Raw genomic sequence first — 22493 nt, 5'->3', positions numbered from 1 at the left:
ACGAGTTGCCCTAGAAGAGATCCATGGACCAGAACCCAGACGATAGCGAAGCGCGCGCCGCGGCTCTTGAAGCCGGCCGGCTTCTGTTTGCCCGCACCTGGGATTTCGTGACATCGGTCGCGCGTTACGATCAGCTTGTCCCGCCCAAGGGCGTCGAGGTCGCCTTCGCGGGCCGCTCCAATGTCGGCAAGTCGAGCCTCATCAACGCGGTGACCGGTCGCAACGGACTGGCGCGAACCTCCAACACGCCCGGTCGCACGCAGCTCCTCAATTTCTTCTCCACCTCCGATTTTGGCGGAGCGGAGCCGATCACCATCGTCGACATGCCCGGCTACGGTTATGCTGAGGCACCAAAGAAGACCGTGGATGCCTGGACGAGCCTGATTTTCGACTACCTGCGCGGACGACCGAATCTGCGCCGGGTGTTCGTGCTTGTCGATGCCCGGCACGGGCTCAAGGGCAACGACCTCGCCGCCCTCAAGGCGCTGGATACGGCCGCAGTGACCTACCAGATCGTGCTGACCAAGGCAGACAAGGTTAAGCCACCGGCGCTTGAGAAGCTCATCCGTCAGACGCAGGAGGAGATCGGCCGGCGGCCGGCCGCCTTCCCCGTCGTCCTCGCGACCTCCAGCGAGAAGGGCACAGGGCTTGCCGAGTTGCGCGCGACGATCGCGGAACTCGGAGGCTTCGTCGCCCCCGCCCTCCCGCGCTGAACCGACGCCACGAACGGCGCCTTGCTTGCGCTGCGGAATATTTCCATCGGCAATTGCGGTTAACCCGGAACGCAAATTGGTCTATAGACGCTTTCCGAACCGGGCACAGGATCGGACATGACCGACGAAAACACCTCCGCAGTGAACAATCATTCGACGCCCGCGCAGACGCGCGCCACCATCATCTCCGAAGCCCTGCCCTACATGCAGCGCTACGACAACCGCACGGTCGTGGTGAAGTACGGCGGCCACGCCATGGGCGACCCGGAGCTTTCACGAGCGTTCGCGCGCGACATCACGTTGCTGCGCCAGTCGGGCGTCCATCCGGTGGTCGTGCACGGCGGCGGCCCCCAGATCGGCTCCATGCTGGAGCGGCTCGGCATCAAGAGCGAGTTCCGCGGCGGGCTCCGCGTTACCGACAAGGCGACCGTCGAGATCGTGGAGATGGTGCTGGCCGGCGGCATCAACAAGGACATCGTCAACACCATCAATACCGAAGGCGGACGCGCGGTCGGACTTTGCGGCAAGGATGGCCGCATGGTGGTGGTGGACAGGCTGACGCGCACGGTCGTCGATCCGGACAGCAACATCGAGAAGATCGTCGATCTGGGTTTCGTGGGCGAGCCGAAGACGGTCGACCCGACCGTGCTGAAGCTGGTCTTGAAGGAAGACCTGATCCCCGTAGTTGCCCCCGTGGCGCCTGGTGCGGACGGCGAAACCTACAACGTCAACGCCGATACGTTCGCGGGCGCCATCGCGGGCTCCCTGAACGCCTCGCGGCTGATGTTCCTGACAGATGTTGCGGGCGTGCTCGGCAAGGACGGCAAGCTGATCAAGCGGCTCACCGCCGCCGAGGCGCGCGCGCTGATCGTGGACGGGACGATTTCCGGCGGCATGATCCCGAAGGTCGAGACGTGCATCGATGCACTTGACCGGGGCGTGGAGGGTGTCGTCATCCTCAACGGCAAGGTCCCGCATGCCGTCCTTCTGGAACTCTTCACCGAAGGCGGTGCGGGCACCCTTATCACGCGTTAGCCCCTCGGGGTTCCGGCAAGCCGACGCAGCGCGTTCGCGGTCATGCGCGACCGGTGCGGCCACGCGGCCACGCGCTTCCCCCGATTGACGCTCGGCGTGCAGACGCCTATTCGAAGGCGGTCGCCTGCCTGCCCCGGCACCCAGCCGCCGCATTCCCGCGGCGGCGCCAATCTCACGAGCCCTCCCCCGATGCCAATGAACGCGTTCAGCTCGGTCACCGACTGGGTCTTCGATCTCGACAACACGCTTTATCCGGCGCAGACGAACCTGTTCGCCCAGATCGATGACAGGATCGTCGACTACGTGATCCGGCTGACGGGCATGAGCCGCGAGGATGCGCAACGGATCCAGAAGGACTACTACCGACGCTACGGAACGACGCTGCGCGGGCTGATGATGGAATATGCCATCGAGCCGGACGACTTTCTGGAATTCGTGCACGATATCGATCACGAGGCGCTGAGGCCGGATCTGAGGCTCGGAGAGGCGATCGGCCGTTTGCCAGGCCGCAAATTCATCATGACGAACGGCACCCGCAACCACGCGCGCGCGGTTGCGACCAAGCTCGGCATCTTCGACTATTTTTCCGACACGTTCGGCATCGAGGAAGCCGAACTGATGCCCAAACCCTATGCGGAGACCTATGAGCGTTTCATCCGGCTCTACGGTATCGAGGCACACAAAGCCGCGATGTTCGAGGACCTGGCGCGCAATCTGAAAGTTCCGCACGATCTCGGCATGCGCACCGTGCTGGTGGTGCCGGGCGGGACGCGCGAAGTCTTTCGCGAGGACTGGGAACTGAAGGGCCGCAACGCCCCGCACGTCGATTACGTCACCGACGATCTCGCCGCGTTCCTGGAAACGCTGGTGAAATAGGCCGGAGCGCACACAGGCACTGCACTGGCACGGGTCGGGACGCACAGGGATCGGCTGCGAGCCATGCCCCGTTCCAGGTGTTACTTCGTTCCGTACATGCGATCGCCGGCATCGCCGAGGCCGGGGACGATATAGGCGTGCTCGTTGAGCTTCTCGTCGATCGCGGCTGTGAAGATCGGCACGTCCGGATGGGCCTCGGAGAATTTCCTTACCCCTTCCGGGGCGCCCAGAAGGCAAACGAAGCGCAGGTTCTTCGCGCCGCGCTCCTTCAGCCGTTCCACGGCGACAATGGCGGAATTGGCGGTGGCCAGCATCGGATCGACGACGATGATGAGCCGGTCCTCAAGATCCTCCGGCGCCTTGAAGTAGTACTCCACCGGGATCAGCGTCTTGGGATCGCGGTAGAGGCCGATATGGGCGACGCGGGCCGACGGCACCAGATCGAGCATACCTTCCAGCAAGCCGTTGCCGGCGCGCAGGATCGAACAGAAGACGAGCTTCTTTCCGGCCAGCGTCGGCGCCCGCATTTCGGCAATCGGCGTCTCGATGGTGATTTCGGTCAGCTCAAGATCGCGGGTGACCTCATAGCACATCAGATGCGCGATCTCGCGCAGGAGCTGCCGGAAGCTCGATGTGGAGGTTTCCTTGTCACGCATGATGGTGAGCTTGTGCTGCACCAGCGGATGATCGATGACGGTCGCCGTGCTCATGCCGGAAACTCCTTTTCTTGGCCTGCCGGCCTCAAGTCTATCGTTGATGGCTCACAGTAACCTGTCGGCGCCTGCGAACAGAAGTGCCGGCGCCGCGCTGTCGCGCTTTTCCAGTGCAATCTTGCCTGCGGCATATCGCATGCCGCCTTCCAGCAGGCCGGCGAGCGGCATTTCCTCCTCGGTGACGCCCAGACGTTCGCGCACCTTTGCCGCGAGTCGATCAAAAAGCGCAACCGTAAGCCCTCGAGATTCAACCACCAGGGCATCGCCAATATCGGGCTCAGTCTGCGTGACGGCAGGTCCGATCCGCTTCAAGAGCGCCAGATCGAAAAGCAGACCGACGGCCTGCGGATCGCTGCAGGCTGTCAGCGTCTCAAGCCCGACGATTTCAACACCGGCCCAGACGAGCGGTTCGGCAAGGTCGGTCACGAGACGCTGCAGGCGGGAATGAAGCGGCAGCAGACCTTCGGTCGCCGGCGCGGTCCCCTCGCCGGCCACGGCCGGATGGTGATGGGTATCCCCAAGCGGGATACCGCCAAGCTGCGGCCCGCCGGCAAAGACCGGCACCAAACCGTCAGCGACCACATCCAGAATGCGTTGTGCAGACAGGGGGCCGGAAAGCCCCTCGTCGAAAAGCAGATCGAAAAGACCGCCGGGACGCGGATCGTCCTCGCGAGAGAAGAGATCGTCGCGAAGGCCCACAGCTTCGCCCAGTCGCCGCAGCGCTTCGGCCCGGCCAGCGCAATCCATCAGCCCCGCATCAGCTCCGGCTCCGACCTGCAGGCCGGAGGCGATTTCGTCTGTCGATATCCGCACCAGTTGCCCTGCATCGGCACGCAGCGGATCGCCCGGGACGCCGGAGAAGAGCCCGCTCGCAATCATCGCAAGACTTGCGATCGCAAGTCCCTCTTCGCCGCCATAACGTTCCTGCGATATTCCGTCATCATAGCCCCAGTCAGTGGGCGCAACGATGCCGAGGAAGCCGCTGACGAGCGCCATGTCGAAGGCAGCCCGCCCCATTTCGCGCACGTCCGCCCATTGCCGCGCATTGGCGAGACCAGCGAAGCGATCATGGCCGCCGGCTTCGAAGCGGCGCCACAGCGAATGGAACGGCAGGGCAAGATCGGGCCAGCGCTCTTGGATCAAAGCGGCGACACGGTCGGCCGCAGGATCAAGCGCGCTCATGTCTACCGCCACATGATCGAGCCCCTGCCCCAGTGCCCGCCGAAACAACAGATCCGCGCGCCTGCGAACGGCGGCACTGGTCATGAGCTGCCGGGCCTCGTGAGCAAGCGCCTCGTCATAGCCTTCGGGCAGGTCGTCCGCGACGGGGCCGAAGCCGGATTTCTCGTCTTTGATCATGGCGTGAGCCTCAAGGGAGGGTTGGCGACATCCTGGCCGTCAAGGCGGGCAAGCAGACGGCCGCGGGTTTCCTCGTCGCAAAAGGCCGCACGCAGGGCGGTCCTCGTCAACGCTTCCAGCGCGCTGTCGTCCCAGCCTTGCGTCCGTGCCATTTCCTCGTGTTCACGGGCAAGCGTCGTGTCGAAAAACGGCGGGTCATCGGAATTCAGGGTGACGGCGACGCCGGCCCGGCGCAGCAGGCCGATGGGGTGGCTGGCAAGATCGGAACAGACACCAAGCGCGATGTTCGAGCCCGGGCAGATTTCCAGCACAACCTGTTCGTCCGCAAGCCGGGCGACAAGCGCAGGATCCTCGATCGCGCGCACACCATGGCCGATGCGCGAGACGGCCAGATGGTCCAGCACGTCTGCGACATTCTCCGGACCGCCAAACTCTCCGGCATGGGCTGTGAGCCCGTATCCGGCCTCCCCCGCCAGCGTGAAGGCCCGCGCAAAGTCCGCAGCCCGCCCTTGTCTCTCGTCGCCTGCAAGCCCGAACCCGGTGACGAGCGGGTGCGGCTCCTCAACCATTATGCGCGCGGCGCGCTCCACCGCCTCTTCGCCGAGATGCCTGACGCCGACCACAATCATCCGGCCTTCCACCTCCGTCTCCTCGCGGGCACGCTCGATACCGGCCGCCAGCCCTTCAACATAGCTGGCGTAGGAAAGGCCGGCATTGGCCGCATGATCGGGCGAGATGAAGATCTCGCCGTAGATCATGCCTTCGCGGGCTGAAGTCGCGAAATGGGTGTGCGCGAGATCGGCGTAATCCTGCGGCGTGCGGAAGACGGAGGCCGCCCGGTCATATGCTGCGAGGAACGATGTGAAATCGTGCCACGCATAGCCGCCTTCGGGCGTGAAGAGACCATCGAGCGAAATGCCGTGGCGTTCGCCGAGCTTGCGCACGAGAGCAGGCGGAGCGGCCCCCTCGATATGGCAATGGAGTTCCGCCGTCGGGCGCATTCAGAAACCACGCATAAGCTTGTCGGCAGAACGACGCAGCCGGTTGTCGGACGGCCGCTCAGCCGTTCCATCGCCGCCCTGCAGATCGAAGGCATGGCGAGAGCGCCGCGAGCGGTTCGGCGCCCGCTTGTGCGCCAGCCGTCCGTCCTCCGTCGCGTTGAAGCGCCTTGCCTGCATTGGATCCATCCTTGCGGTCAAAGCGCCGACCTCACAGGAAGCTTCGGCCATGCTTGCCCGGGGGCAGATCCAGATGCCGGGCGATGCTCGCCCCGATGTCCGCATAGGTCGGACGCGCGCCGATCGGGCGGCCGGCGATACCCGGCCCGAAGGCAAGAACGGGAACATGCTCGCGCGTGTGATCCGTGCCGTGCCAGGTCGGATCGCAGCCATGGTCGGCGGTCAGGATGGCGATATCGCCAGGCTTCAGACGAGCCTCGATCTCCGGCAGGCGCTTATCGAACGCCTCCAGCGCCGCGGCATAGCCCGGCACGTCGCGACGGTGGCCGTAGAGCATGTCGAAGTCGACGAAATTCGTGAAGACGAGATCGCCGTCGCCGGCCTCGTCGACGGCCTTGAGGTTCGCCTCGAACAGCGCCTCGTTGCCTGTCGCCTTCATCACCTTCGTCACGCCCTGATGGGCGAAGATGTCGGATATCTTGCCGACCGCTATCACCTTCCGGCCCGCCTGCTTCGCCCTGTCGAGCAGGGTCGGCTCCGGCGGCAGCACGGAATAGTCGCGCCTGTTGCCGGTACGCTGGAAATTCTCGGCGCTCTCTCCCACGAACGGGCGGGCGATGACGCGGCCGATGTTGTAGGGATCGACCAGTTCGCGCGCGATCTCGCAGATCCGGTAGAGCCGTTCCAGCCCGAAATGCTCCTCATGCGCGGCGATCTGGAAAACGCTGTCGCCCGACGTGTAGCAGATCGGCTTTCCCGTCCGCACGTGCTCCTCGCCCAGCTCCTTGATGATCTCCGTGCCCGAGGCATGCTTGTCGCCGAGAATGCCCGGAATTTCGGCGCGGGCGATGAAGGCCTTCGTCAGTTCCTGCGGGAACGTGGGAACCGTATCGGGGAAATAGCCCCAGTCGAAAAGAACCGGAACGCCGGCGATCTCCCAGTGTCCCGACGGGGTGTCCTTGCCGTGGGAGACCTCCGCCGCATAGCCCCAAAGCCCCTCCGGCGCGCCGTAGTATTCAAGTCCCGGCGGACGGATGCCGTTGGAGGCGACGGCCGCGTTGCCGAGGCCGAGACGGTCCAGGTTGGGAAGCTGCAGGATGCCGGAGCGCAGGCCGGGCCTGTCGCCGGCGCCGCGCGCGCAGGCCTCCGCGATATGGCCGAGCGTATCGGCCCCGAAATCGCCGAAGCGGTCGGCGTCGCCGGCGCCACCGATCCCGAAGGAATCAAGCACCATCAAAATGGCACGGCCCATTGGGTTTCCTCATTGTCGCTGCCGGCCATCGAGGCCGGAAAGGGCACTTTTCACGTGCCGCTCAAATTCGATATCACGCAGCGCGGCGCTCAGGGCGCGATGCGGCGGGCGATGACATCGTGATCCGCGATTTCGCCACCGATCGTGTAGGCGGATCGCAGGGCCTCAGCCGCCCTGTCTGCGGCGGCATCGTCGGCGGCATGAACCACCGCCAGCGGCTCCTCTTGCGGCCCGACCGGCATGCCGATGCCGGCAAGCTGCGTGAAGCCGACGCGCGGATCGATGGCATCTTCCGCCCGGCGCCGGCCGCCACCGAGTTCGATAACCGCGATGCCGACGGCACGTGCGTCAATCGCGCGGACCAGACCGGCATCATCGGCGCGGATCTCGCGGACGACGGGGCTTGAGGGCAGATAGGCTTCCGCCTTTTCCATAAAGTCGGCCGGACCACCGAGCGCGGCAACCATCTGGCCGAATAATTCCGCAGCCCGGCCGCTGTCGAAGGCCGCGTGTATCCTGTCCGCGCCTTCGCGCGCGTCGGCCACGAAGCCGCCGGTCGCCAGCAGTTCGCCGCCGAGTGCCACGGTGACGTCGAGCAGGCGGTTGTCGATATGCCGGCCGGTCAGAAAGTCGACGGCATTCTGCACCTCCACCGCATTGCCCGCCGCACTGGCCAGCGGCTCGTTCATGTCGGTCAGTAGCGCCGTGGTCCGGAGGCCTGCACCATTGGCAACATCCACCAGACTTTGCGCGAGCGCTTCGGCTTCCTTCAGGCTGCCCATGAAGGCACCGGAGCCCCACTTCACGTCGAGAACCAGTCCCTGAAGTCCGGCGGCGAGTTTCTTTGACAGGATCGAGGCGGTAATCAGATCGAGGCTTTCCACCGTCCCCGTCACGTCACGGATAGCGTACAGACGCTTGTCGGCAGGGGCCAGATCCGCAGTCTGACCGATGATGGCACAGCCGACCTCGGCCACGACCTTGCGAAAGAGCATGTTGTCGGGCTGGGACGTGTAGCCGGGGATGGAATCGAGTTTGTCGAGGGTGCCGCCCGTGTGGCCGAGACCGCGGCCCGAGATCATCGGCACGGCGGCGCCGCAGGCGGCGAGCGCGGGAGCGAGCATCAGCGAGACGTTGTCGCCCACCCCGCCTGTTGAATGCTTGTCGAGCACGGGCCGGTCGATATCGGACCAGTCGAGCACCGTGCCGCTGTCGCGCATGGCAAGTGTCAGCGCCACGCGCTCGTCGATGGTCAGGCCACGGAAGAAGACGGCCATCGCCAGAGCGGCGGCCTGTCCCTCGGTGACCGTGCCCGCAGTCAGCCCCTCGATGAAACCGGCGATTTCCTCGCCGGTCAGGGTCGCGCCGTCGCGCTTTCTGCGAATGATCTCCTGGGCAAGCATCAGTAGCCTCCGCCTGCGGTCAACTGTTCGCCGTTCAGCGCGGCAAGCAGGGCATCGAGCACGCCGCTTGCCCCGAAGCGGAATGTTTCCGGGTTTACCCAGCCCGGCCCGAGGATCTCGTCGGCCAGCGTCAGATAGGCGGCGGCGTCCTCCACCGTGCGGATGCCACCGGCCGGCTTGAAGCCCACCGGCTGGCCGGCATCGCGGATCGCCTCCAGCATGATGCGCGCCGCACCCAGCGTCGCGTTGACCGGCACCTTGCCGGTGGAGGTTTTTATGAAGTCGGCGCCGGCCGCGATTGCCATGTCGGACGCCTCGCGGATGAGGCCAGGATCGCAGATGCGCCCCGTCTCCAGAATGACCTTGAGCCGGACCGGCGGCATGCAGGCGGTGCGCACGCGTACGATGGTGGATTCCGCCACCACCCGGTCGCCTGAAAGCCACGTCGAATAGGGCATGACGAGGTCGATCTCGTCGGCACCGTCGGAAATCGCCTGCTGGGTTTCCTCGATGATCGCGGCGATATCCATGTCGCCGCCGGGGAAATTCACGACAGTTGCGATCCTCACCTTTGTTCCGGCCAGAAGAACCTTTGCATCGCCCACGAAGCGGGGCCAGATGCAGACGGCGGCGACGTTGCCGTGTGGCGTGACTGCGCGTGCGCACAGGCGCTTGATCGCAGCCGTGTCGCAATCGTCGTTGAGGTCGGTCAGATCGAGAAGCGGCAGAGCCCGCGCGGCGACCGCGCGGGCATCGAGATCAGGCATCGGCCTCGTCCTTGTCGAGCGTTTTCAAGAGCCCAGTGACGAGCGTCGTCAGCTTGCCGACGCCCTCCAGGCCCATCCTTTTCGTTTCCGCATGAGACAGCGTTGCCTGCATCCCGGCGGCGAGGTTGGTGATGGTCGAAATCGCAACGACCCGCAATCCCAGAAAACGCGCAAGGATCACTTCCGGCACGGTCGACATGCCGACCGCATCCGCCCCGAGGGTCCGGGCCATGCGGATTTCGGCCGGCGTCTCGAAGGAGGGACCGGAGAACCAGGCATAGACCCCCTCGGCGAGCGGGATGTCGTTTTCCACCGCCACCGCCTTTACACGAGCGCGCAGATCCTTGTCATAGGCGCCGTTCATATCGACGAAGCGGGCATCGCTTTCCTCGCCGATGAGCGGATTGAAGCCGGAGAAGTTGATGTGGTCGGTGATCAGCATCGGCGAACCGGGCGCCACGTCGATGTCGAGCGAGCCGGCGGCATTGGTCAGGATGAGGGTCTCGCAGCCCAGCGCCTTCAGCGTTTCGAGCGGCGTGCGCATGCGGGTGGGATCGCCGCTCTCGTAGTAGTGCGCACGGCCCGCGAGGACGACTACCTCGCACCCCGCCAGCCGCCCGGCGACCACTTCGCTCGCGTGCGAAGAAACGGTGGAAACGGGGAAGCCCGGCAGTTCGTTATAAGAAATGCGCACTGCCCCCTCCACCGCATCGGCAAGCGTGCCGAGGCCGGAGCCGAGCACGATGCCGACCCGATAGGGCGCATCGCGTGCCGCGCGCACGATGGCCGCGCATTGCTGTCCATAACCGCTCATGATGTCGCTCCGCCGGTTTTGTCCTTGTCTTCCAGAGCGAACCCGGCGGGCAGAAGTTCCCCGAGGGTGAATGTCTGGCGCAGGCCGCCAAGGTCGGCGATGTGGACGGGCGTGTCGGGGCCGGCGAATTCGGCAAGGCGCTGGCGGCAGCCGCCGCAGGGCGTGCAGAGCCGCTCGCCGTCGGCGATCACGACGACTTCAAGGACCTCGCGCGCACCGGATACGCCCATACAGGCCAGCGCCGTCGTCTCCGCGCACCAGCCTTCCGGGTAGCTCGCATTTTCCATGTTGCAGCCGGCGTGGATCGCCCCGTCGCGGGTGCGCAGGGCCGCGCCAACCTTGTAGCCCGAATAGGGGGCGTGAGCGTTTTCGCGGGCCGCTTTAGCTGCCGCGAAAAGCGCATCGAACGAACTCATGTGCGCTCCTTGACGTAGGCGACGCCGCCCGCCTTGGGCGGAATGGCCTTGCCGATGAAACCGGCCAGCAGGATGACCGTGAGGATATAGGGCAGCGCCTGGAAGAACTGCACCGGAATGACGCCGACGCCCGGGATCGCCTGGCCCTGCAAGCGGATGGCGACCGCATCGAGCATGCCGAAGAGAAGACAGGCGAACATGGCCGGAACCGGTTTCCATTTGGCGAAGATGAGAGCGGCGAGCGCGATGAAGCCGCGGCCTGCCGTCATGTCGCGGTTAAAGCCGGCGGACTGGGCAATGGAGAGGTAGGTTCCGGCAAGTCCGCACAGGATGCCGGTACAGATGACGGCGCGATAGCGCAGCCACGTCACCGAGATGCCGGCGGTATCGACTGCCGCCGGATTTTCGCCGACTGCCCTCAACCGCAGGCCGAAGCGCGTGCGGTAGAGCACCCACCAGGAGAACGGGACCGCGAAGAACGCCGCGTAGACGAGGATGTTGTGGCCTGAAATCAGGTGATTGTAGATGTCGCCGACGACCGGCACGTCCTTCAGCGCATCCGCCCCCGGCAGATCGATTTCGCCGAACCGCGCATCGCGCCCGAGCTGCGGCGTGCGCCCGCCGTGACGGAACCACGCCTGACCGAGCAGCGCTGTCAGGCCGGCGGCAAAGAAATTGATGGCGACGCCGGAGACGATCTGGTTGCCGCGCGCGGTGATCGAGGCGAAGCCGTGGACGAGCGCCAGCGCGATGGAGATCATCACACCGGCGGCAAGTCCGAGCCAAGCCGAACCCGTGACACCCGCGACCGCGCCGGCGGCGAATGCGGCCGCCAGCATCTTGCCCTCAAGCCCAATGTCGAAGATGCCGGAACGCTCGGAAAAGAGACCGGCCAGTGCCGCAAGCAGCAGCGGCGTCGACAGGCGGACCGCGGCGTCGAGCGTCGACAGGTTGAAGATGATGGAAAAGATGGCGGCAAGAAAGTCGATCATGTCCGTCCCCCTCAAGCCGCCTGTGCTTCCGGCGCGTGGCCGGAGGCAAAGAGCCGTTGAAGCCACGGCCGGAAGAGATGTTCCAGCGCGCCGGCGAACAGGATCACCAGCCCCTGGATGACGACGATCATGTCACGCGTGATCGCCGGTTTTTCGAACGCCAGTTCCGCACCGCCCTGATAGAGCATGCCGAAGAGGATGGACGCCAGGATGATGCCGACCGGATGGGCACGGCCCATCAGCGCCACCGCGATGCCGACGAAACCGTAGCCGGCGGTGAATTCCAGAAGCAGACGCGTCTGCGATCCCATCACCTCGTTGATCGCCATGAGACCGGCAAGCCCGCCGGAAATCAGCATGGTGACGATGGTGATCCTGACCGGCGAGATGCCGGCATAGATGGCGGCAGACTGGTTCGCGCCGAAGGTTCGGATCTCGTAGCCGAGCCGCGAGCGCCAGATCAGCACCCAGACGAACGCGCAAGCCGCCAGCGCCAGCACGAAGGCGAGGTTCAGCGGCGCCTGGCCGAGATCGAGCCCGGGCAGAAGATCGCGGATGAGCGGCAACTGGCCGCCGGGCTCGAAGTTGCGCGTCTCGGGCTGCATGGAGCCGGGCTTGGCCAGAACGTTGACCAGCAGATAGACCATCAGCGAGGAGGCGATGAAGTTGAACATGATCGTCGTGATGACGACGTGGCTGCCGCGCTTCGCCTGGAGATAGGCCGGGACGAAGGCCCATGCCGCACCGAAGATCGCCCCGCCGGCAACCGCCACGGGGAAGGTCACCCACCACGGCACGAAGCGGTCGAGCGCAAGGCAGGCGAGGCCAACGCCGAGACCGCCGACATAGGCCTGCCCCTCGCCGCCGATGTTGAAGAGACCGGCATGGAACGCGACGGCAACCGCGAGCCCGGTGAAGATGAAGTTGGTGGCATAGAACAGCGTGAAGCCGACGCCCTCGCCGAAGCCCAGCGAGCCGTAGATCAGGATCCTGACCGCTTCCAGCGGATCCTCTCCGATCAGGAGCACGACGAGCCCGGCCACCAGGAAGGCGGCGGCAAGGTTAAGGGCCGGGAGGAGGCCGTAATCGACCCACTTGGGGAGCTTGCCACGGGTCATGCTGCGGTTCCGATTTGGCTATCCGATGTGGGAAACGTCCAGCTTGTTCCCCTCTCCCCCCTTGCGGGGGAGATGTCGCGCGAAGCGGGACAGAGGGGGGTAGGCCCCACGCTCACAGCCCGCCGCCTGCCCCCCTCTGCCCCTTCGGGGCATCTCCCCCGCAAGGGGGGAGAGGGGTGCCTGCGGGACGTGCCCGGCAAACACGGCGCGATCGATCGTCTCATTCGGCCGCCTCCTGGGTGACGCCGGCCATCATCAGGCCGAGTTCCTGTTCGCTGGCATCGGGCGCCCTCTCGCCGACGAGGCGGCCGTCGAACATCACCAGCACGCGGTCGGCCAGCATGCGGATCTCGTCGAGTTCGACGGAGACAAGCAGAATGCCCTTGCCCGCATCGCGCAGCTCGATCAGGCGCTTGTGGATGAATTCGATGGCGCCGATATCGACGCCGCGGGTGGGCTGGCCGACGAGAAGCACGACAGGATCGCGCTCGATCTCGCGCGCCAGCACGATCTTCTGCTGGTTGCCTCCGGAAAACATCGAGGTCTTGAGCGTGCAGGACGGCGGGCGGATGTCGTATTTCTCTATCTTGTCAATCGCATCGTCGCACATGGCCTTGATGTCGAGCAGCGCGCCGGAGCCGTATTTGGGATCATTGTGATAGCCGAGCGCGCAGTTCTCGTATTCGGCGAAGGAGTTGACGAGCCCCATGCGGTGGCGATCCTCCGGGACGTGGGCGACGCCGAGACCGCGCATCTCGGCTGGATCGACCTTGCCGTCGGACATCACGTCCTGACCGTCCACCAGAACCCGGCCGCTCTCCCATTTGCGGATGCCGGCGAGTGCCTCCAAAAACTGCGACTGGCCGTTGCCGGACACACCCGCAATGCCGACGATCTCGCCCGCGCGCACTGTCAAAGACGCATGATCGACCCGTACCACGCCGCGAGCGTCGCGCACGGTGAGATCCGTCACCTCCAGCACCGGACGACCGGGGGCCGCCGGCTTCTTGTCGACCCTGAGCAGCACCGAACGGCCGACCATGAGTTCCGCCAGTTCCTCAACGCTCGTCTCCGCCGTCGCGCGGGTGTCGACGATCTCGCCGCGGCGCATGACGGAGACCTTGTCGGTAACCGCCATGATCTCGCGCAGCTTGTGGGTGATGAGCAGGACCGTCTTTCCCTCGTCGCGCAAGGTGCGCAGGATGCGGAAGAGGTGATCGGCCTCGGCTGGCGTCAGCACGCCTGTCGGCTCGTCGAGAATGAGGATGTCGGCGCCGCGAAAAAGCGCCTTCAGGATTTCCACCCGCTGCTGGAGGCCGACGGGAAGTTCGCCCACCTCCGCATCGAGATCGACCGTCAGACCGTATTCATCGGCCAGCCGCTTCAGTTCCTTGCGCGCCCTGGCGAGCCCGGCATTGAGCATCGGCCCGCCCTCGGCGCCGAGCATGACGTTTTCCAGCACCGTGAAATTGTCGACCAACATGAAATGCTGGTGGACCATGCCGATGCCGTGGCCGATAGCGGCCTTGGAATCGGGAATGGAGACGGGCTTTCCATCGATGCGAATCTCGCCGGCGTCGGCGCTGTAGAAGCCGTAGATGATCGACATCAGCGTCGATTTCCCGGCCCCGTTCTCGCCGACGATGCCATGGATCGAGCCCTTGGCGACGGCGAGATTGATGTCCTTGTTGGCGTGGACAGAGCCGAAGCGCTTGTCGATGCCGACGAGTTCGAGCGCGAGCGTCATGGGCGAGGCTCCGTGCGGTGGCGAGGCCCCTGGGGCATGCAGGGGGCATGCTCGGGGGGATGGGCGCGTGGAATGGCAACCATGTCCTACTCCAGCGGGCACGCACCGTCGGCGACGACGTCGTGCACCTTGATCGTTCCCGCCGAAATCCCGGCAACGGCGCGTTCTGCCGCTGCTTTCATCTCCGGCGTGATCAGTTTCGCGTTGTTCTTGTCGAGCACCCAGTCCATGCCGCCATCGGCGAGCCCCAGAACCCGGATGCCGGGCTTGAAGCGCCCGTCCCTCGCCGCCATGAAGCTCTCGAAAACGGCATTGTCGACGCGCTTGCGGATGGAGGTCAGCACGTGGCCCGGGTGCAGGCCATTCTGGTTGCTGTCGGTGCCGATACCGAGAATGCCGGCATCCGCCGCCGCTTGAAGAACACCTAGGCCGGTGCCGCCGGCGGCCTGGATGATCACGTCGGCACCCTGGTCGATCTGCGCGCGGGCAAGCTCGGCGCCACGCGCGGAATCGGCGAAGGCGGCGGGCGTGTCTCCGGCCATGTTGAAGACAACCTTGACGTCGCCGCCGACAGAAGCGGCTCCCTGCCGATAACCGCACAGGAACCGGCGGATAATCGGGATATCCATGCCGCCGACGAAGCCGATCGTGCCGCTCTTCGTGGCCATGGCCGCCAGAACGCCCGCTATGTAGGCGCCTTCCTGTTCCTGGAAGACATAGGAGGCGACATTGGGCGCATCGACCACCATGTCGACGATGGCGAACGAGCGTTCCGGAAACTCGTGCGCCACCTGTTCCATCGCGCTTGCCTGATTGAACCCGATGGCAACAATGGGGGCGTAACCGTGGCCCGCGAAGGTGCGCAACGCCTGCAGCGACTGGGCATCGCGGACGATTTCGAATTCGCGCACGCCGCCCCCCGTTTCCGCCTTGAAACGGGTCACCCCGGCAAACGCGGATTCATTGAAGGAACCGTCGAACTTGCCGCCAACAGAGTAGACGATCGCCGGAACAGGCACGGACGCGGCGGCCTCATCGCCGGCGGCGCCCGCCGTCGGCATGCCGCAGCTTCCGAGCATGGCAGCGGCGACCAGCGCCCGCCTCATCGCTCGCATGGGTGTGCTTGTGTCCATGGCAGTCCATGTTCCCGAATCGCCGCATCAGCCTTCGCCGCCCGCAGCAGCCCCCGCGCGGCACCTTCAATGCCACACGGGGGATCCGTCGCTCACATCGGGCAGGAATTGTCCGACATGTAATCGTGAACCTCGACCTTTCCGGAGATGATGTCGTCCTTGGCCTTCTGCACGGCGGCCTTCATCTCGTCGGTGATCAGGTCCTTGTTGTTGTCATCATAGGCCCAATCGACGCCGCCTTCCTTCAGGCCGAGCGCCTGGATGCCAGCCGACCAGTTGCCCTGGGCGGAATCCTCGAAGGTCTTGTAGACGGCCACGTCCACGCTCTTCACCATCGAGGTCAGCATGTTGCCGGGATGAAGCGCATTCTGGTTGCTGTCGACGCCAATGCCCAGCTTGCCGGCATCGGCGGCGGCCTGAAGCACGCCAATGCCGGTGCCGCCGGCCGCGTGGTAGATGACGTCCACGCCCTTGTCGAACTGCGCCTTGGCGAGTTCGCCGCCCTTCACGGGATCGTTCCAGGCCGCGCCCGTCGTGCCGGTCATGTTCTGAATGACCTCGATGTCGGGGCTGACAGATTTAACGCCCTGGACGTAGCCGCAGGCGAACTTGCGGATGAGCGGGATGTCCATGCCGCCGACGAAGCCGACCTTGCCCGTCTTCGAGGCCATGGCCGCGAGAATGCCGACGAGGTAGGAGCCTTCGTGTTCCTTGAACAGGATCGAGCGCACGTTGGGAAGATCCACAACGGAATCGACGATGGCGAAGTGGGTGTCTGGGAATTCCTTGGCCACCTTCTCGATCGCCTGCTCGTAGGAAAATCCGATACCGACGATCGGGCTCATGCCGCGGCGGGCGAAATTGCGCAGCCCCTGCTCGCGCTGGCTGTCGTTCTGGATCTCGAAGTCCCGGTACTCGGTACCGGTATCCTCCTTGTACTTTTCCGCGCCCGTGTAGGCGGACTCGTTGAACGACTTGTCGAACTTGCCGCCGAGGTCGTAAACCACCGCCGGCGTGCTTTCCGCGGCGGATGCCGCAACCGTTGCAACTCCCGACATCATGGCCGCGACGGCGACCGCTCCCATAAGCTTGGCAATCGTCTGCACGTAGACCTCCATCCTGTTCGGCGCCTGCCGAGCCGCTCAACGACCCGACGCCATCCCTTTTGACCCATGACCGATGACGCGGACGTCATCCGTTCCTTCCTGAAACTTCCGTCCGCCGCGAAAGCCGCGGCGGCGTGTTCCTCGCCGGTCTCACGCCGGCTGGGGAACCTTCGCGTCGATCGCATCGGCCAAGCTTTTCGCCAGGGCTTCGTCGATGACGAGATCCGTGATGACTCCGGTGCGCAAGGCGGAGAGCGTCGCAGCCGTTTTCGACACGCCGCCCGACAGGGCGAGCACCCGCGCGCCCCGAACGTCCTCGAATCCGAGGCCAACGGCCTGTTCGCTCAGAGCCGCGGGCACCGCCGCGCCGTCGATGTCAATGAAACGTCCCATGAGGTCGCCGACCGCCCCGACCTTCTGCAACGCGCTTTGCTCTTCACGCGAGATAAGGTTCATGCGCCTGAGATGACCGTCGTCGCCGATGGAGCCGATGCCGACGACGAAAGTGTCGGAGCGCCGCGCCCGGGCCAGCAGTTCCTGGACGCTCGGCTGCTTCAGGAACATGTCCTTCTCCGTCGCGGTCGTCGCGAGATAGGGAACTGGCAGGTAGTAGCCTTCGCCACCGCTGCGTTCCGACAGAAGCTGCACCACGTCGTAAGGATTGGCGGAAAGACGGCTTGTCAGGCTACCGGAGATCGAGACGATGCTCAGGTCCTCACGTGAAATTCGCGGCATGGCTGCGACCGCCGCCTTCAGCGTGCGCCCCATGCCGACCCCGACCTGGCGAATGTCGGCCGCCGACAGAAGCTGTGCCAGAAGATTTCCCGCCGCAGCCCCGACCGAGCGGATCGCCGCCTGCTCGTCGTTTGCGCCGCCTCCCAGATCGGGAGCGACAATGCAATTGTTGAGCCCAAAGCTGCGCGAGAAGGCTTCCTCGTATTCGAGGCACTCCAGCGGACGCCCCTCAATATGGAAGCGCACATGCCCGGCGCGCTGGGCGTAGGCGATGAGCCGATGCACCTTGGCCGGAGAGACATCGAGACGCGCCGCGATTTCGCCTTGCGTGCAACCGCCGACAAAGGACAGCCACGCCGCGCGTATGGCCAGGTAGGTCGTCCAGTCGTCCGGTTCGCCCATGCCCGATGATCCGCCCCAATGATCCGCCATCAACCGGCCGCACACACGTCGGCGGCATTCGCGCCGCCCGCAGGGTGGCCCCGATTTCCCACTCTGTCGCCGACATTCCGCAGGCGCGCGGTGCCTATGACTTTGAATAATTATTCATTGCGTGTGATTTCTTTCATCGCACCACATATTGTGGGCGCGGGTCAAGCCTCCTGCCAGCAGTTCTTCCGCAGCGTCCCTCGATTTTCCACACCGTGCCGCATTTTCGCGCAGGAGCACAGCAATCGAGCAGCCGTCGCTGCGCACATGCACGCCCTCCGCAGGCCTTCAGATCGCCATCCAGGTGAGAAGCCGGCGCCCGGGTCCGACGGGCGCCAACCGGAGGGAGGTTCCGGTCAACTGAAGCGCCTTGGGCGATGTCTTACCGCATCATGCCCGTTACGGCATGAATGGCGCGATTCTTGCTTCGCAAAAACCCACAGTCATTTTGAAAATTCACGAAACAAATACCGCGCATACGTTATTTTACTGGCGTATTACATGTTATCTGACAAGACAGCTACACGCACGATTACTTATTTTTAACCAAATATTAACTTGTATACACCGATAAATTACATCGAAGCCACAGCGCCGATCTACCCAGACTGTTGGATACGCACGGAGAGACGGCGACTGCTGCAAGTTCACGGGTTTCAGGAAACAAAAACCGGGAGGGCGCCGAGACACGTTCGTTGAAAAAGGAACCGTCGATGCGTCTGAATACAGCGAAAGCGCAACTTGCGGCCGCGACGATGGCCGCCACCATGGTCGCCCTGCTGGTGAACGAGGCCGGCGCGACCCAGTTCGCCAACTACGATCCGACCTCCGAAGTCGACGTCGAGCTGGTTCTGGCCGTCGACATTTCCCAGTCGATGGATGAGGAAGAGCAGCAGGTCCAGCGGCGCGGCTACGTCGAGGCGATCACGTCAGCGGAGGTCATGGAAGCGATCCGCATGGGCCCGACGGGCCGGATCGCGGTCACCTATGTCGAATGGGGCGGGATGGGCGAACAGTACGTGGTGGCCGACTGGCAGGTGATCGACGGCCCGGAAACGGCCGCGAATTTCGCTTCCAAGATCGCGGAATCGCCCCTTCGTCAGGTTCAGCGCACGTCCATTGCCGCAGCGCTCGCCTTTTCCGTCGCGCATATCGAGAAAAGCGGCTTCTCCGGGTTGCGTCGCGTCATCGACATGTCTGGTGACGGACCCAACAACCAGGGCGGACAGGTCACGTCAGCGCGCGACGAGGCAATCGCCCACGGCGTCACTATCAATGGCCTGCCGCTGATGCTCAAGGGCACCGGCAACGGCTGGTATCACATGCCCAACCTCGATCACTATTATGAGGATTGCGTCATCGGCGGCCCAGGCTCGTTCATGGTGCCGGTCTATTCCACCGCCGAATTCGGCATGGCGATCAAGACCAAGCTGGTGATGGAGATCGCCGGATTGATCCCGCGCGACGAGGTACGTGTCTATCCAGCCGGCGCCCGCAAGCCGATCGCCTGCAACCTATACAACTAGAGGCATGATCGACCGCCAGCACCAAATCGACTAAGCTTGCCCTCGATTGTCTATCTAGGGAATTTTCTGCGAGGTACAGGCATGTCTTGGAGCTCCGAGTCAAAATTTGAGTTTAGCATGAAAGAAGCAGTTACATTCTCTAGCGTGATCGTAGCGGGACTTGGCGCAATCGCGTTCTTCCTGCTGGGCGGAGTGCGTTCAGACGTTTCAGAAATAAGGAATGAGCTCAAAAATCTCCACGCAATAGACAGCTCTAACAAGAACGATTTAAAAAACTCCGAAAAAGACCTTAGATTCACTATATCGGATCTCAATACGCAACTTCAATTAAATACGAAAGCAATTGAAGGACTAGAACAAAGCCTCAACGGCGTACAAGTTTCAATATCTCAACTGGCGACCCAGTATTCTGAAATCGATAAAAACCAAGCACGATTGTTCGACAAATTGGTTTCCATGGATTCTAGTCAGACGCTCTTTAACAACGCAATTCTCACTCGAATCCTTACAATCGGCAATACAGGAGAAGAATCGGCCCCTCCCGAATGGAGAAAGAACAACCGAGACATGTTAGATCTGATGCGAGGAAAAGATGACCCTATGCGAGAACTAGGCAACTCCATGTTAGAGCAGCAATGATGACAAAATGGAATACTGCCTTGCACTCGCCGCTGAATCTGGCAAAATTCTTATCATTCGGGGGCAATGGTGGTCATATGAGACCGTAGCGGCAATACACGACGCGGGAAGCGGCAACTTCCATCGTGCAAGATGGGAATGGTTACCGTTTTTGCATCTTCGTTAGTCGAGCCGCGCCAGGATTTGGAGCGGCCCCGTGCGCCTTGCGATAGTCTTTCTCGCCCTCTTCGCCTTTCCCTGCCTGCCGGGCCCCACCACACAACGCGCGGCGGCCCGTGAACCCGCCCCCGGCACGGAGATAGACCTCGCGCTCGTTCTTGCGGTCGACATTTCCTATTCGATGGATCAGGACGAACAGCGCGTGCAGCGCCTGGGCTACATTTCCGCGATCACCGCGCCGGACGTGCTGAATGCCATCGCCAGCGGCCTGACGGGCAAGATCGCCGTCGCATACGTGGAATGGGCGGGCGCCACCTCCCAGTTCACGCTCGTGGACTGGCACGAAATCTCGGACCGGCAATCGGCGGAGGAATTCGCGGCCGCCCTTGCCGAGGCCCCGATGCAGAGGGCCTACCGCACCTCCATCAGCGGCGCGCTCACCTACGCCAAGGGCGTGCTCGGGAAACTGGAAGCCTCTCCCTTCAGGCGCGTGATCGACATTTCGGGCGACGGCCCCAACAACCAGGGAGAACCGGTCCTGGCGGCTCGCGAAGACGTGATCGCGGCCGGCATCGTCATCAACGGTCTGCCGCTGGTGCTGAAGCGCGGGCCCGCCGGCTGGTACGACATCGACAATCTCGACGCGTATTACGAACGATGCGTCATCGGAGGGGCCGGCGCGTTCTCCATTCCGGTGCGCGACATCAACGCGTTTGCCGAGGCGGTGCGGATGAAGCTCGTTCTGGAGATCGCCGGAAAGAGCGAGCCGGCGCTTGTCAGACAGGCGGCGTTTTCGGCGGAAGACCGGGAATTCTGCCTTATCGGCGAACGTCTCTGGCGCGATCGCATCCGCGATGGCGACTGGAACTGGCGCTGACGCGGTCTTTCAATCGTCAAGTCAAATGGCTAAACCGGCATGGGAAAAGGAAAAGACCCCATGCAAGAACGCCCCGCATTCGCCCTTGTCGCTCACGATGCCAAGAAGGACAGCCTCGTCGCCTTCGTGAGATTGCATGAACATCAGCTTGCGCCCTTCCGCCTGATCGCCACCGGCACCACCGGAGCCAGGCTGAAGGCAGCCTGCCCGAACCTCGATATCACGCCGGTCAAGAGCGGCCCGCTCGGCGGCGACCAGCAGATTGGCGCCATGATCGCCGACGGGCGTCTGACGGCGCTCATATTCTTCGCCGATCCGCTTACCCCCATGCCGCACGATGTCGACGTCAAGGCATTGACGCGACTCGCCATCGTCTATGACATACCGATGGCATTGAACCAGGCTACGGCCGAAGCCGTTATCAGCACGATCGCAGACACCGCATACACGGAAAGCACGCCATCGCAATGATCTCAACTTCGCGCGACGTCCCGTCCTTCTCGTTCCCTGTCCTTGTCGCGGACGTGGGAGGCACGAATGCCCGCTTCGCAATCGTCAGCGATGCGCATGCGAACCTGTCGAAGGTGGTTACCGCCTATACGCACGACCACCCGGAAGGCATGGCCCAGGTCATAGCCGACAAGGTGCTTGCGCAGACCTCGCTCATTCCGCGCACCGCCGTGATCGCCATGGCCGGCCCCATCCAGGGAGAGCGGACGAAACTCACCAATGCGCCCTGGGTCGTTGAGCCGAGGGAACTCATCCGCGAACTGGGGCTCGACACGGTCGTGCTTCTCAACGATTTCGAAGCGCAAGCACTCTCGCTTCTGACGCTCGAGGACAGCGACCTCACGCAGATGGGCGGCGATGCCCCGATGCCGTTTGCGCCGAAGGTCGTCGTCGGCCCCGGCACGGGCCTTGGCGCCGGTGCTCTCGTTCACGCGGCCGACCGCTGGGTTCCGATCCCGGGAGAAGGGGGGCATGTGGAGCTCGGCCCCGTGAGCGATGAGGAATACCGCATCTGGCCGCATATCGAACGCAACGGCGGACGAATCGGGGCCGAACAGGTGATCAGCGGCGATGGGATGGTGCGTCTTGCGCGCGCGGTTGCGCGCGCAGATGGCGCAGAACCGCGTTTCACCACGGCCGCAGACATCGTCGCCGCCGCACAAGGTGGCGACAGCGACGCGAGAAAGACGCTCGATCTCTTCACCGCCGCGCTCGGCAGGGTCGCAGGCGATCTGGCGCTGATCATGCTGGCGCGCGGTGGCGTTTATCTCGCCGGCGGCATCCCGCCCCATATCGAGAGCTTCCTGGTCGATGGTCCGTTCCGCGCCGCCTTCGAGGCGAAAGCCCCGCACGAGGCGATCCTGAAGAAGATCCCGACTTTCATCATCAAGCATCCGCAGCCCGCGCTGGAAGGTCTCGCGGGGTTTGCCCGCACGCCCTCGCGCTTCGCCATCGATCTGATCGGTCGGATGTGGCGCGCAGAACCTGCCGCCTGAT

At 64.0% G+C, this 22493-nt stretch carries 23 protein-coding genes; 8 read left to right on the top strand and 15 right to left on the bottom strand.

The window, feature by feature from the left end:
- The first annotated feature begins 23 nt into the window (after positions 1-23).
- From yihA to V2L18_RS13635, 3 genes are all read left to right on the top strand, one after another.
- Positions 24-713 (top strand): ribosome biogenesis GTP-binding protein YihA/YsxC, encoded by a 690-nt coding sequence (gene yihA / locus V2L18_RS13645; RefSeq protein ID WP_336178815.1) that lies wholly within the window; start codon positions 24-26, stop codon positions 711-713.
- Between the two features lie 204 nt (positions 714-917).
- A complete protein-coding gene (gene argB, locus V2L18_RS13640) occupies positions 918-1748 on the top strand; it encodes an acetylglutamate kinase (protein ID WP_336179127.1) in 831 nt (276 codons plus the stop codon).
- A gap of 189 nt (positions 1749-1937) precedes the next feature.
- Positions 1938-2624, top strand: a complete 687-nt coding sequence (locus tag V2L18_RS13635; protein ID WP_336178814.1) for a pyrimidine 5'-nucleotidase — start codon at positions 1938-1940, stop codon at positions 2622-2624.
- A gap of 80 nt (positions 2625-2704) precedes the next feature.
- Here the strand turns inward: V2L18_RS13635 and upp are convergent, their stop codons facing one another.
- The 15 genes from upp to V2L18_RS13560 form a co-directional block, all read right to left on the bottom strand.
- A complete protein-coding gene (gene upp, locus V2L18_RS13630; RefSeq protein ID WP_107988059.1) occupies positions 2705-3334 on the bottom strand; it encodes a uracil phosphoribosyltransferase in 630 nt (209 codons plus the stop codon).
- Between the two features lie 51 nt (positions 3335-3385).
- A complete protein-coding gene (locus tag V2L18_RS13625) occupies positions 3386-4696 on the bottom strand; it encodes a DUF1688 family protein (RefSeq protein WP_336178813.1) in 1311 nt (436 codons plus the stop codon).
- Positions 4693-5697 (bottom strand): adenosine deaminase, encoded by a 1005-nt coding sequence (locus V2L18_RS13620; protein ID WP_336178812.1) that lies wholly within the window; start codon positions 5695-5697, stop codon positions 4693-4695. The genes V2L18_RS13625 and V2L18_RS13620 overlap by 4 nt, the downstream gene beginning before the upstream one ends.
- Positions 5698-5874, bottom strand: coding sequence for a hypothetical protein (locus V2L18_RS13615; RefSeq protein ID WP_336178811.1), 177 nt, complete (start codon positions 5872-5874; stop codon positions 5698-5700). It abuts the gene before it with no gap.
- Between the two features lie 31 nt (positions 5875-5905).
- Positions 5906-7126: a phosphopentomutase gene (locus tag V2L18_RS13610; RefSeq protein ID WP_336178810.1), complete on the bottom strand. Its 1221-nt coding sequence runs from the start codon at positions 7124-7126 to the stop codon at positions 5906-5908.
- A gap of 89 nt (positions 7127-7215) precedes the next feature.
- Positions 7216-8529 (bottom strand): thymidine phosphorylase, encoded by a 1314-nt coding sequence (gene deoA / locus V2L18_RS13605; RefSeq protein WP_336178809.1) that lies wholly within the window; start codon positions 8527-8529, stop codon positions 7216-7218.
- Positions 8529-9296 (bottom strand): deoxyribose-phosphate aldolase, encoded by a 768-nt coding sequence (deoC, locus tag V2L18_RS13600; protein WP_336178808.1) that lies wholly within the window; start codon positions 9294-9296, stop codon positions 8529-8531. Before deoC ends, deoA begins: the two co-directional genes overlap by 1 nt.
- Positions 9289-10110: a purine-nucleoside phosphorylase gene (locus tag V2L18_RS13595; RefSeq protein ID WP_336178807.1), complete on the bottom strand. Its 822-nt coding sequence runs from the start codon at positions 10108-10110 to the stop codon at positions 9289-9291. The genes deoC and V2L18_RS13595 overlap by 8 nt, the downstream gene beginning before the upstream one ends.
- Entirely contained in the window at positions 10107-10526 is a 420-nt protein-coding gene (cdd, locus tag V2L18_RS13590) for a cytidine deaminase (RefSeq protein ID WP_336178806.1), read from the bottom strand. Before cdd ends, V2L18_RS13595 begins: the two co-directional genes overlap by 4 nt.
- The gene (locus V2L18_RS13585) at positions 10523-11518 is read right to left on the bottom strand and encodes an ABC transporter permease (protein ID WP_336178805.1); all 996 of its coding nucleotides are present in this window, start codon (positions 11516-11518) and stop codon (positions 10523-10525) included. Before V2L18_RS13585 ends, cdd begins: the two co-directional genes overlap by 4 nt.
- An 11-nt stretch (positions 11519-11529) precedes the next feature.
- Positions 11530-12636 (bottom strand): ABC transporter permease, encoded by a 1107-nt coding sequence (locus V2L18_RS13580; protein WP_336178804.1) that lies wholly within the window; start codon positions 12634-12636, stop codon positions 11530-11532.
- Positions 12637-12856: 220 nt separating this feature from the next.
- On the bottom strand, positions 12857-14383 hold the full coding sequence (locus V2L18_RS13575) for an ABC transporter ATP-binding protein (protein WP_336178803.1): 1527 nt from the start codon (positions 14381-14383) through the stop codon (positions 12857-12859).
- Positions 14384-14469: 86 nt separating this feature from the next.
- Positions 14470-15498: a BMP family ABC transporter substrate-binding protein gene (locus V2L18_RS13570; RefSeq protein WP_336178802.1), complete on the bottom strand. Its 1029-nt coding sequence runs from the start codon at positions 15496-15498 to the stop codon at positions 14470-14472.
- Between the two features lie 110 nt (positions 15499-15608).
- Positions 15609-16577 carry a BMP family ABC transporter substrate-binding protein gene (locus V2L18_RS13565; protein WP_336179126.1) on the bottom strand — a complete coding sequence of 323 codons (969 nt, stop codon included), beginning with the start codon at positions 16575-16577 and terminating at the stop codon, positions 15609-15611.
- Between the two features lie 195 nt (positions 16578-16772).
- The gene (locus V2L18_RS13560; RefSeq protein WP_336178801.1) at positions 16773-17759 is read right to left on the bottom strand and encodes a sugar-binding transcriptional regulator; all 987 of its coding nucleotides are present in this window, start codon (positions 17757-17759) and stop codon (positions 16773-16775) included.
- 740 nt (positions 17760-18499) lie between these two features.
- Here V2L18_RS13560 and V2L18_RS13555 point away from each other — a divergent pair.
- The 5 genes from V2L18_RS13555 (at position 18500) to glk (ending at position 22492) form a co-directional block, all read left to right on the top strand.
- Positions 18500-19312 carry a DUF1194 domain-containing protein gene (locus tag V2L18_RS13555; RefSeq protein ID WP_336178800.1) on the top strand — a complete coding sequence of 271 codons (813 nt, stop codon included), beginning with the start codon at positions 18500-18502 and terminating at the stop codon, positions 19310-19312.
- Between the two features lie 117 nt (positions 19313-19429).
- Positions 19430-19951: a hypothetical protein gene (locus tag V2L18_RS13550; protein ID WP_336178799.1), complete on the top strand. Its 522-nt coding sequence runs from the start codon at positions 19430-19432 to the stop codon at positions 19949-19951.
- A gap of 196 nt (positions 19952-20147) precedes the next feature.
- A complete protein-coding gene (locus V2L18_RS13545) occupies positions 20148-20987 on the top strand; it encodes a DUF1194 domain-containing protein (RefSeq protein ID WP_336178798.1) in 840 nt (279 codons plus the stop codon).
- A 60-nt stretch (positions 20988-21047) separates the two neighbouring features.
- Positions 21048-21458 carry a methylglyoxal synthase gene (locus V2L18_RS13540; RefSeq protein WP_336178797.1) on the top strand — a complete coding sequence of 137 codons (411 nt, stop codon included), beginning with the start codon at positions 21048-21050 and terminating at the stop codon, positions 21456-21458.
- A complete protein-coding gene (gene glk, locus V2L18_RS13535) occupies positions 21455-22492 on the top strand; it encodes a glucokinase (protein WP_336178796.1) in 1038 nt (345 codons plus the stop codon). Before V2L18_RS13540 ends, glk begins: the two co-directional genes overlap by 4 nt.
- Position 22493 lies beyond the last annotated feature (1 nt).

The organism is Breoghania sp. JC706 (genome assembly GCF_037026715.1).
In the GTDB taxonomy this organism is placed as follows: domain Bacteria; phylum Pseudomonadota; class Alphaproteobacteria; order Rhizobiales; family Stappiaceae; genus Breoghania.
Note: the sequence above shows the minus strand (reverse complement) of the source record. Positions and strands in the feature narration are given on the sequence as shown.

Coding starts and splice junctions, on each gene's coding strand:
- V2L18_RS13580 (WP_336178804.1), bottom strand. CDS start 12,636: ATGACCCGTGGCAAGCTCCCCAAGTGGGTCGATTACGGCCTCCTCCCG.
- V2L18_RS13610 (WP_336178810.1), bottom strand. CDS start 7,126: ATGGGCCGTGCCATTTTGATGGTGCTTGATTCCTTCGGGATCGGTGGC.
- V2L18_RS13555 (WP_336178800.1), top strand. CDS start 18,500: ATGCGTCTGAATACAGCGAAAGCGCAACTTGCGGCCGCGACGATGGCC.
- V2L18_RS13570 (WP_336178802.1), bottom strand. CDS start 15,498: ATGCGAGCGATGAGGCGGGCGCTGGTCGCCGCTGCCATGCTCGGAAGC.
- V2L18_RS13585 (WP_336178805.1), bottom strand. CDS start 11,518: ATGATCGACTTTCTTGCCGCCATCTTTTCCATCATCTTCAACCTGTCG.
- argB (WP_336179127.1), top strand. CDS start 918: ATGCAGCGCTACGACAACCGCACGGTCGTGGTGAAGTACGGCGGCCAC.
- V2L18_RS13560 (WP_336178801.1), bottom strand. CDS start 17,759: ATGGGCGAACCGGACGACTGGACGACCTACCTGGCCATACGCGCGGCG.
- V2L18_RS13620 (WP_336178812.1), bottom strand. CDS start 5,697: ATGCGCCCGACGGCGGAACTCCATTGCCATATCGAGGGGGCCGCTCCG.
- V2L18_RS13565 (WP_336179126.1), bottom strand. CDS start 16,577: ATGATGTCGGGAGTTGCAACGGTTGCGGCATCCGCCGCGGAAAGCACG.
- V2L18_RS13575 (WP_336178803.1), bottom strand. CDS start 14,383: ATGACGCTCGCGCTCGAACTCGTCGGCATCGACAAGCGCTTCGGCTCT.
- V2L18_RS13550 (WP_336178799.1), top strand. CDS start 19,430: ATGAAAGAAGCAGTTACATTCTCTAGCGTGATCGTAGCGGGACTTGGC.
- deoC (WP_336178808.1), bottom strand. CDS start 9,296: ATGCCTGATCTCGATGCCCGCGCGGTCGCCGCGCGGGCTCTGCCGCTT.
- V2L18_RS13540 (WP_336178797.1), top strand. CDS start 21,048: ATGCAAGAACGCCCCGCATTCGCCCTTGTCGCTCACGATGCCAAGAAG.
- V2L18_RS13625 (WP_336178813.1), bottom strand. CDS start 4,696: ATGATCAAAGACGAGAAATCCGGCTTCGGCCCCGTCGCGGACGACCTG.
- glk (WP_336178796.1), top strand. CDS start 21,455: ATGATCTCAACTTCGCGCGACGTCCCGTCCTTCTCGTTCCCTGTCCTT.
- cdd (WP_336178806.1), bottom strand. CDS start 10,526: ATGAGTTCGTTCGATGCGCTTTTCGCGGCAGCTAAAGCGGCCCGCGAA.
- deoA (WP_336178809.1), bottom strand. CDS start 8,529: ATGCTTGCCCAGGAGATCATTCGCAGAAAGCGCGACGGCGCGACCCTG.
- V2L18_RS13595 (WP_336178807.1), bottom strand. CDS start 10,110: ATGAGCGGTTATGGACAGCAATGCGCGGCCATCGTGCGCGCGGCACGC.
- yihA (WP_336178815.1), top strand. CDS start 24: ATGGACCAGAACCCAGACGATAGCGAAGCGCGCGCCGCGGCTCTTGAA.
- V2L18_RS13635 (WP_336178814.1), top strand. CDS start 1,938: ATGCCAATGAACGCGTTCAGCTCGGTCACCGACTGGGTCTTCGATCTC.
- upp (WP_107988059.1), bottom strand. CDS start 3,334: ATGAGCACGGCGACCGTCATCGATCATCCGCTGGTGCAGCACAAGCTC.
- V2L18_RS13615 (WP_336178811.1), bottom strand. CDS start 5,874: ATGCAGGCAAGGCGCTTCAACGCGACGGAGGACGGACGGCTGGCGCAC.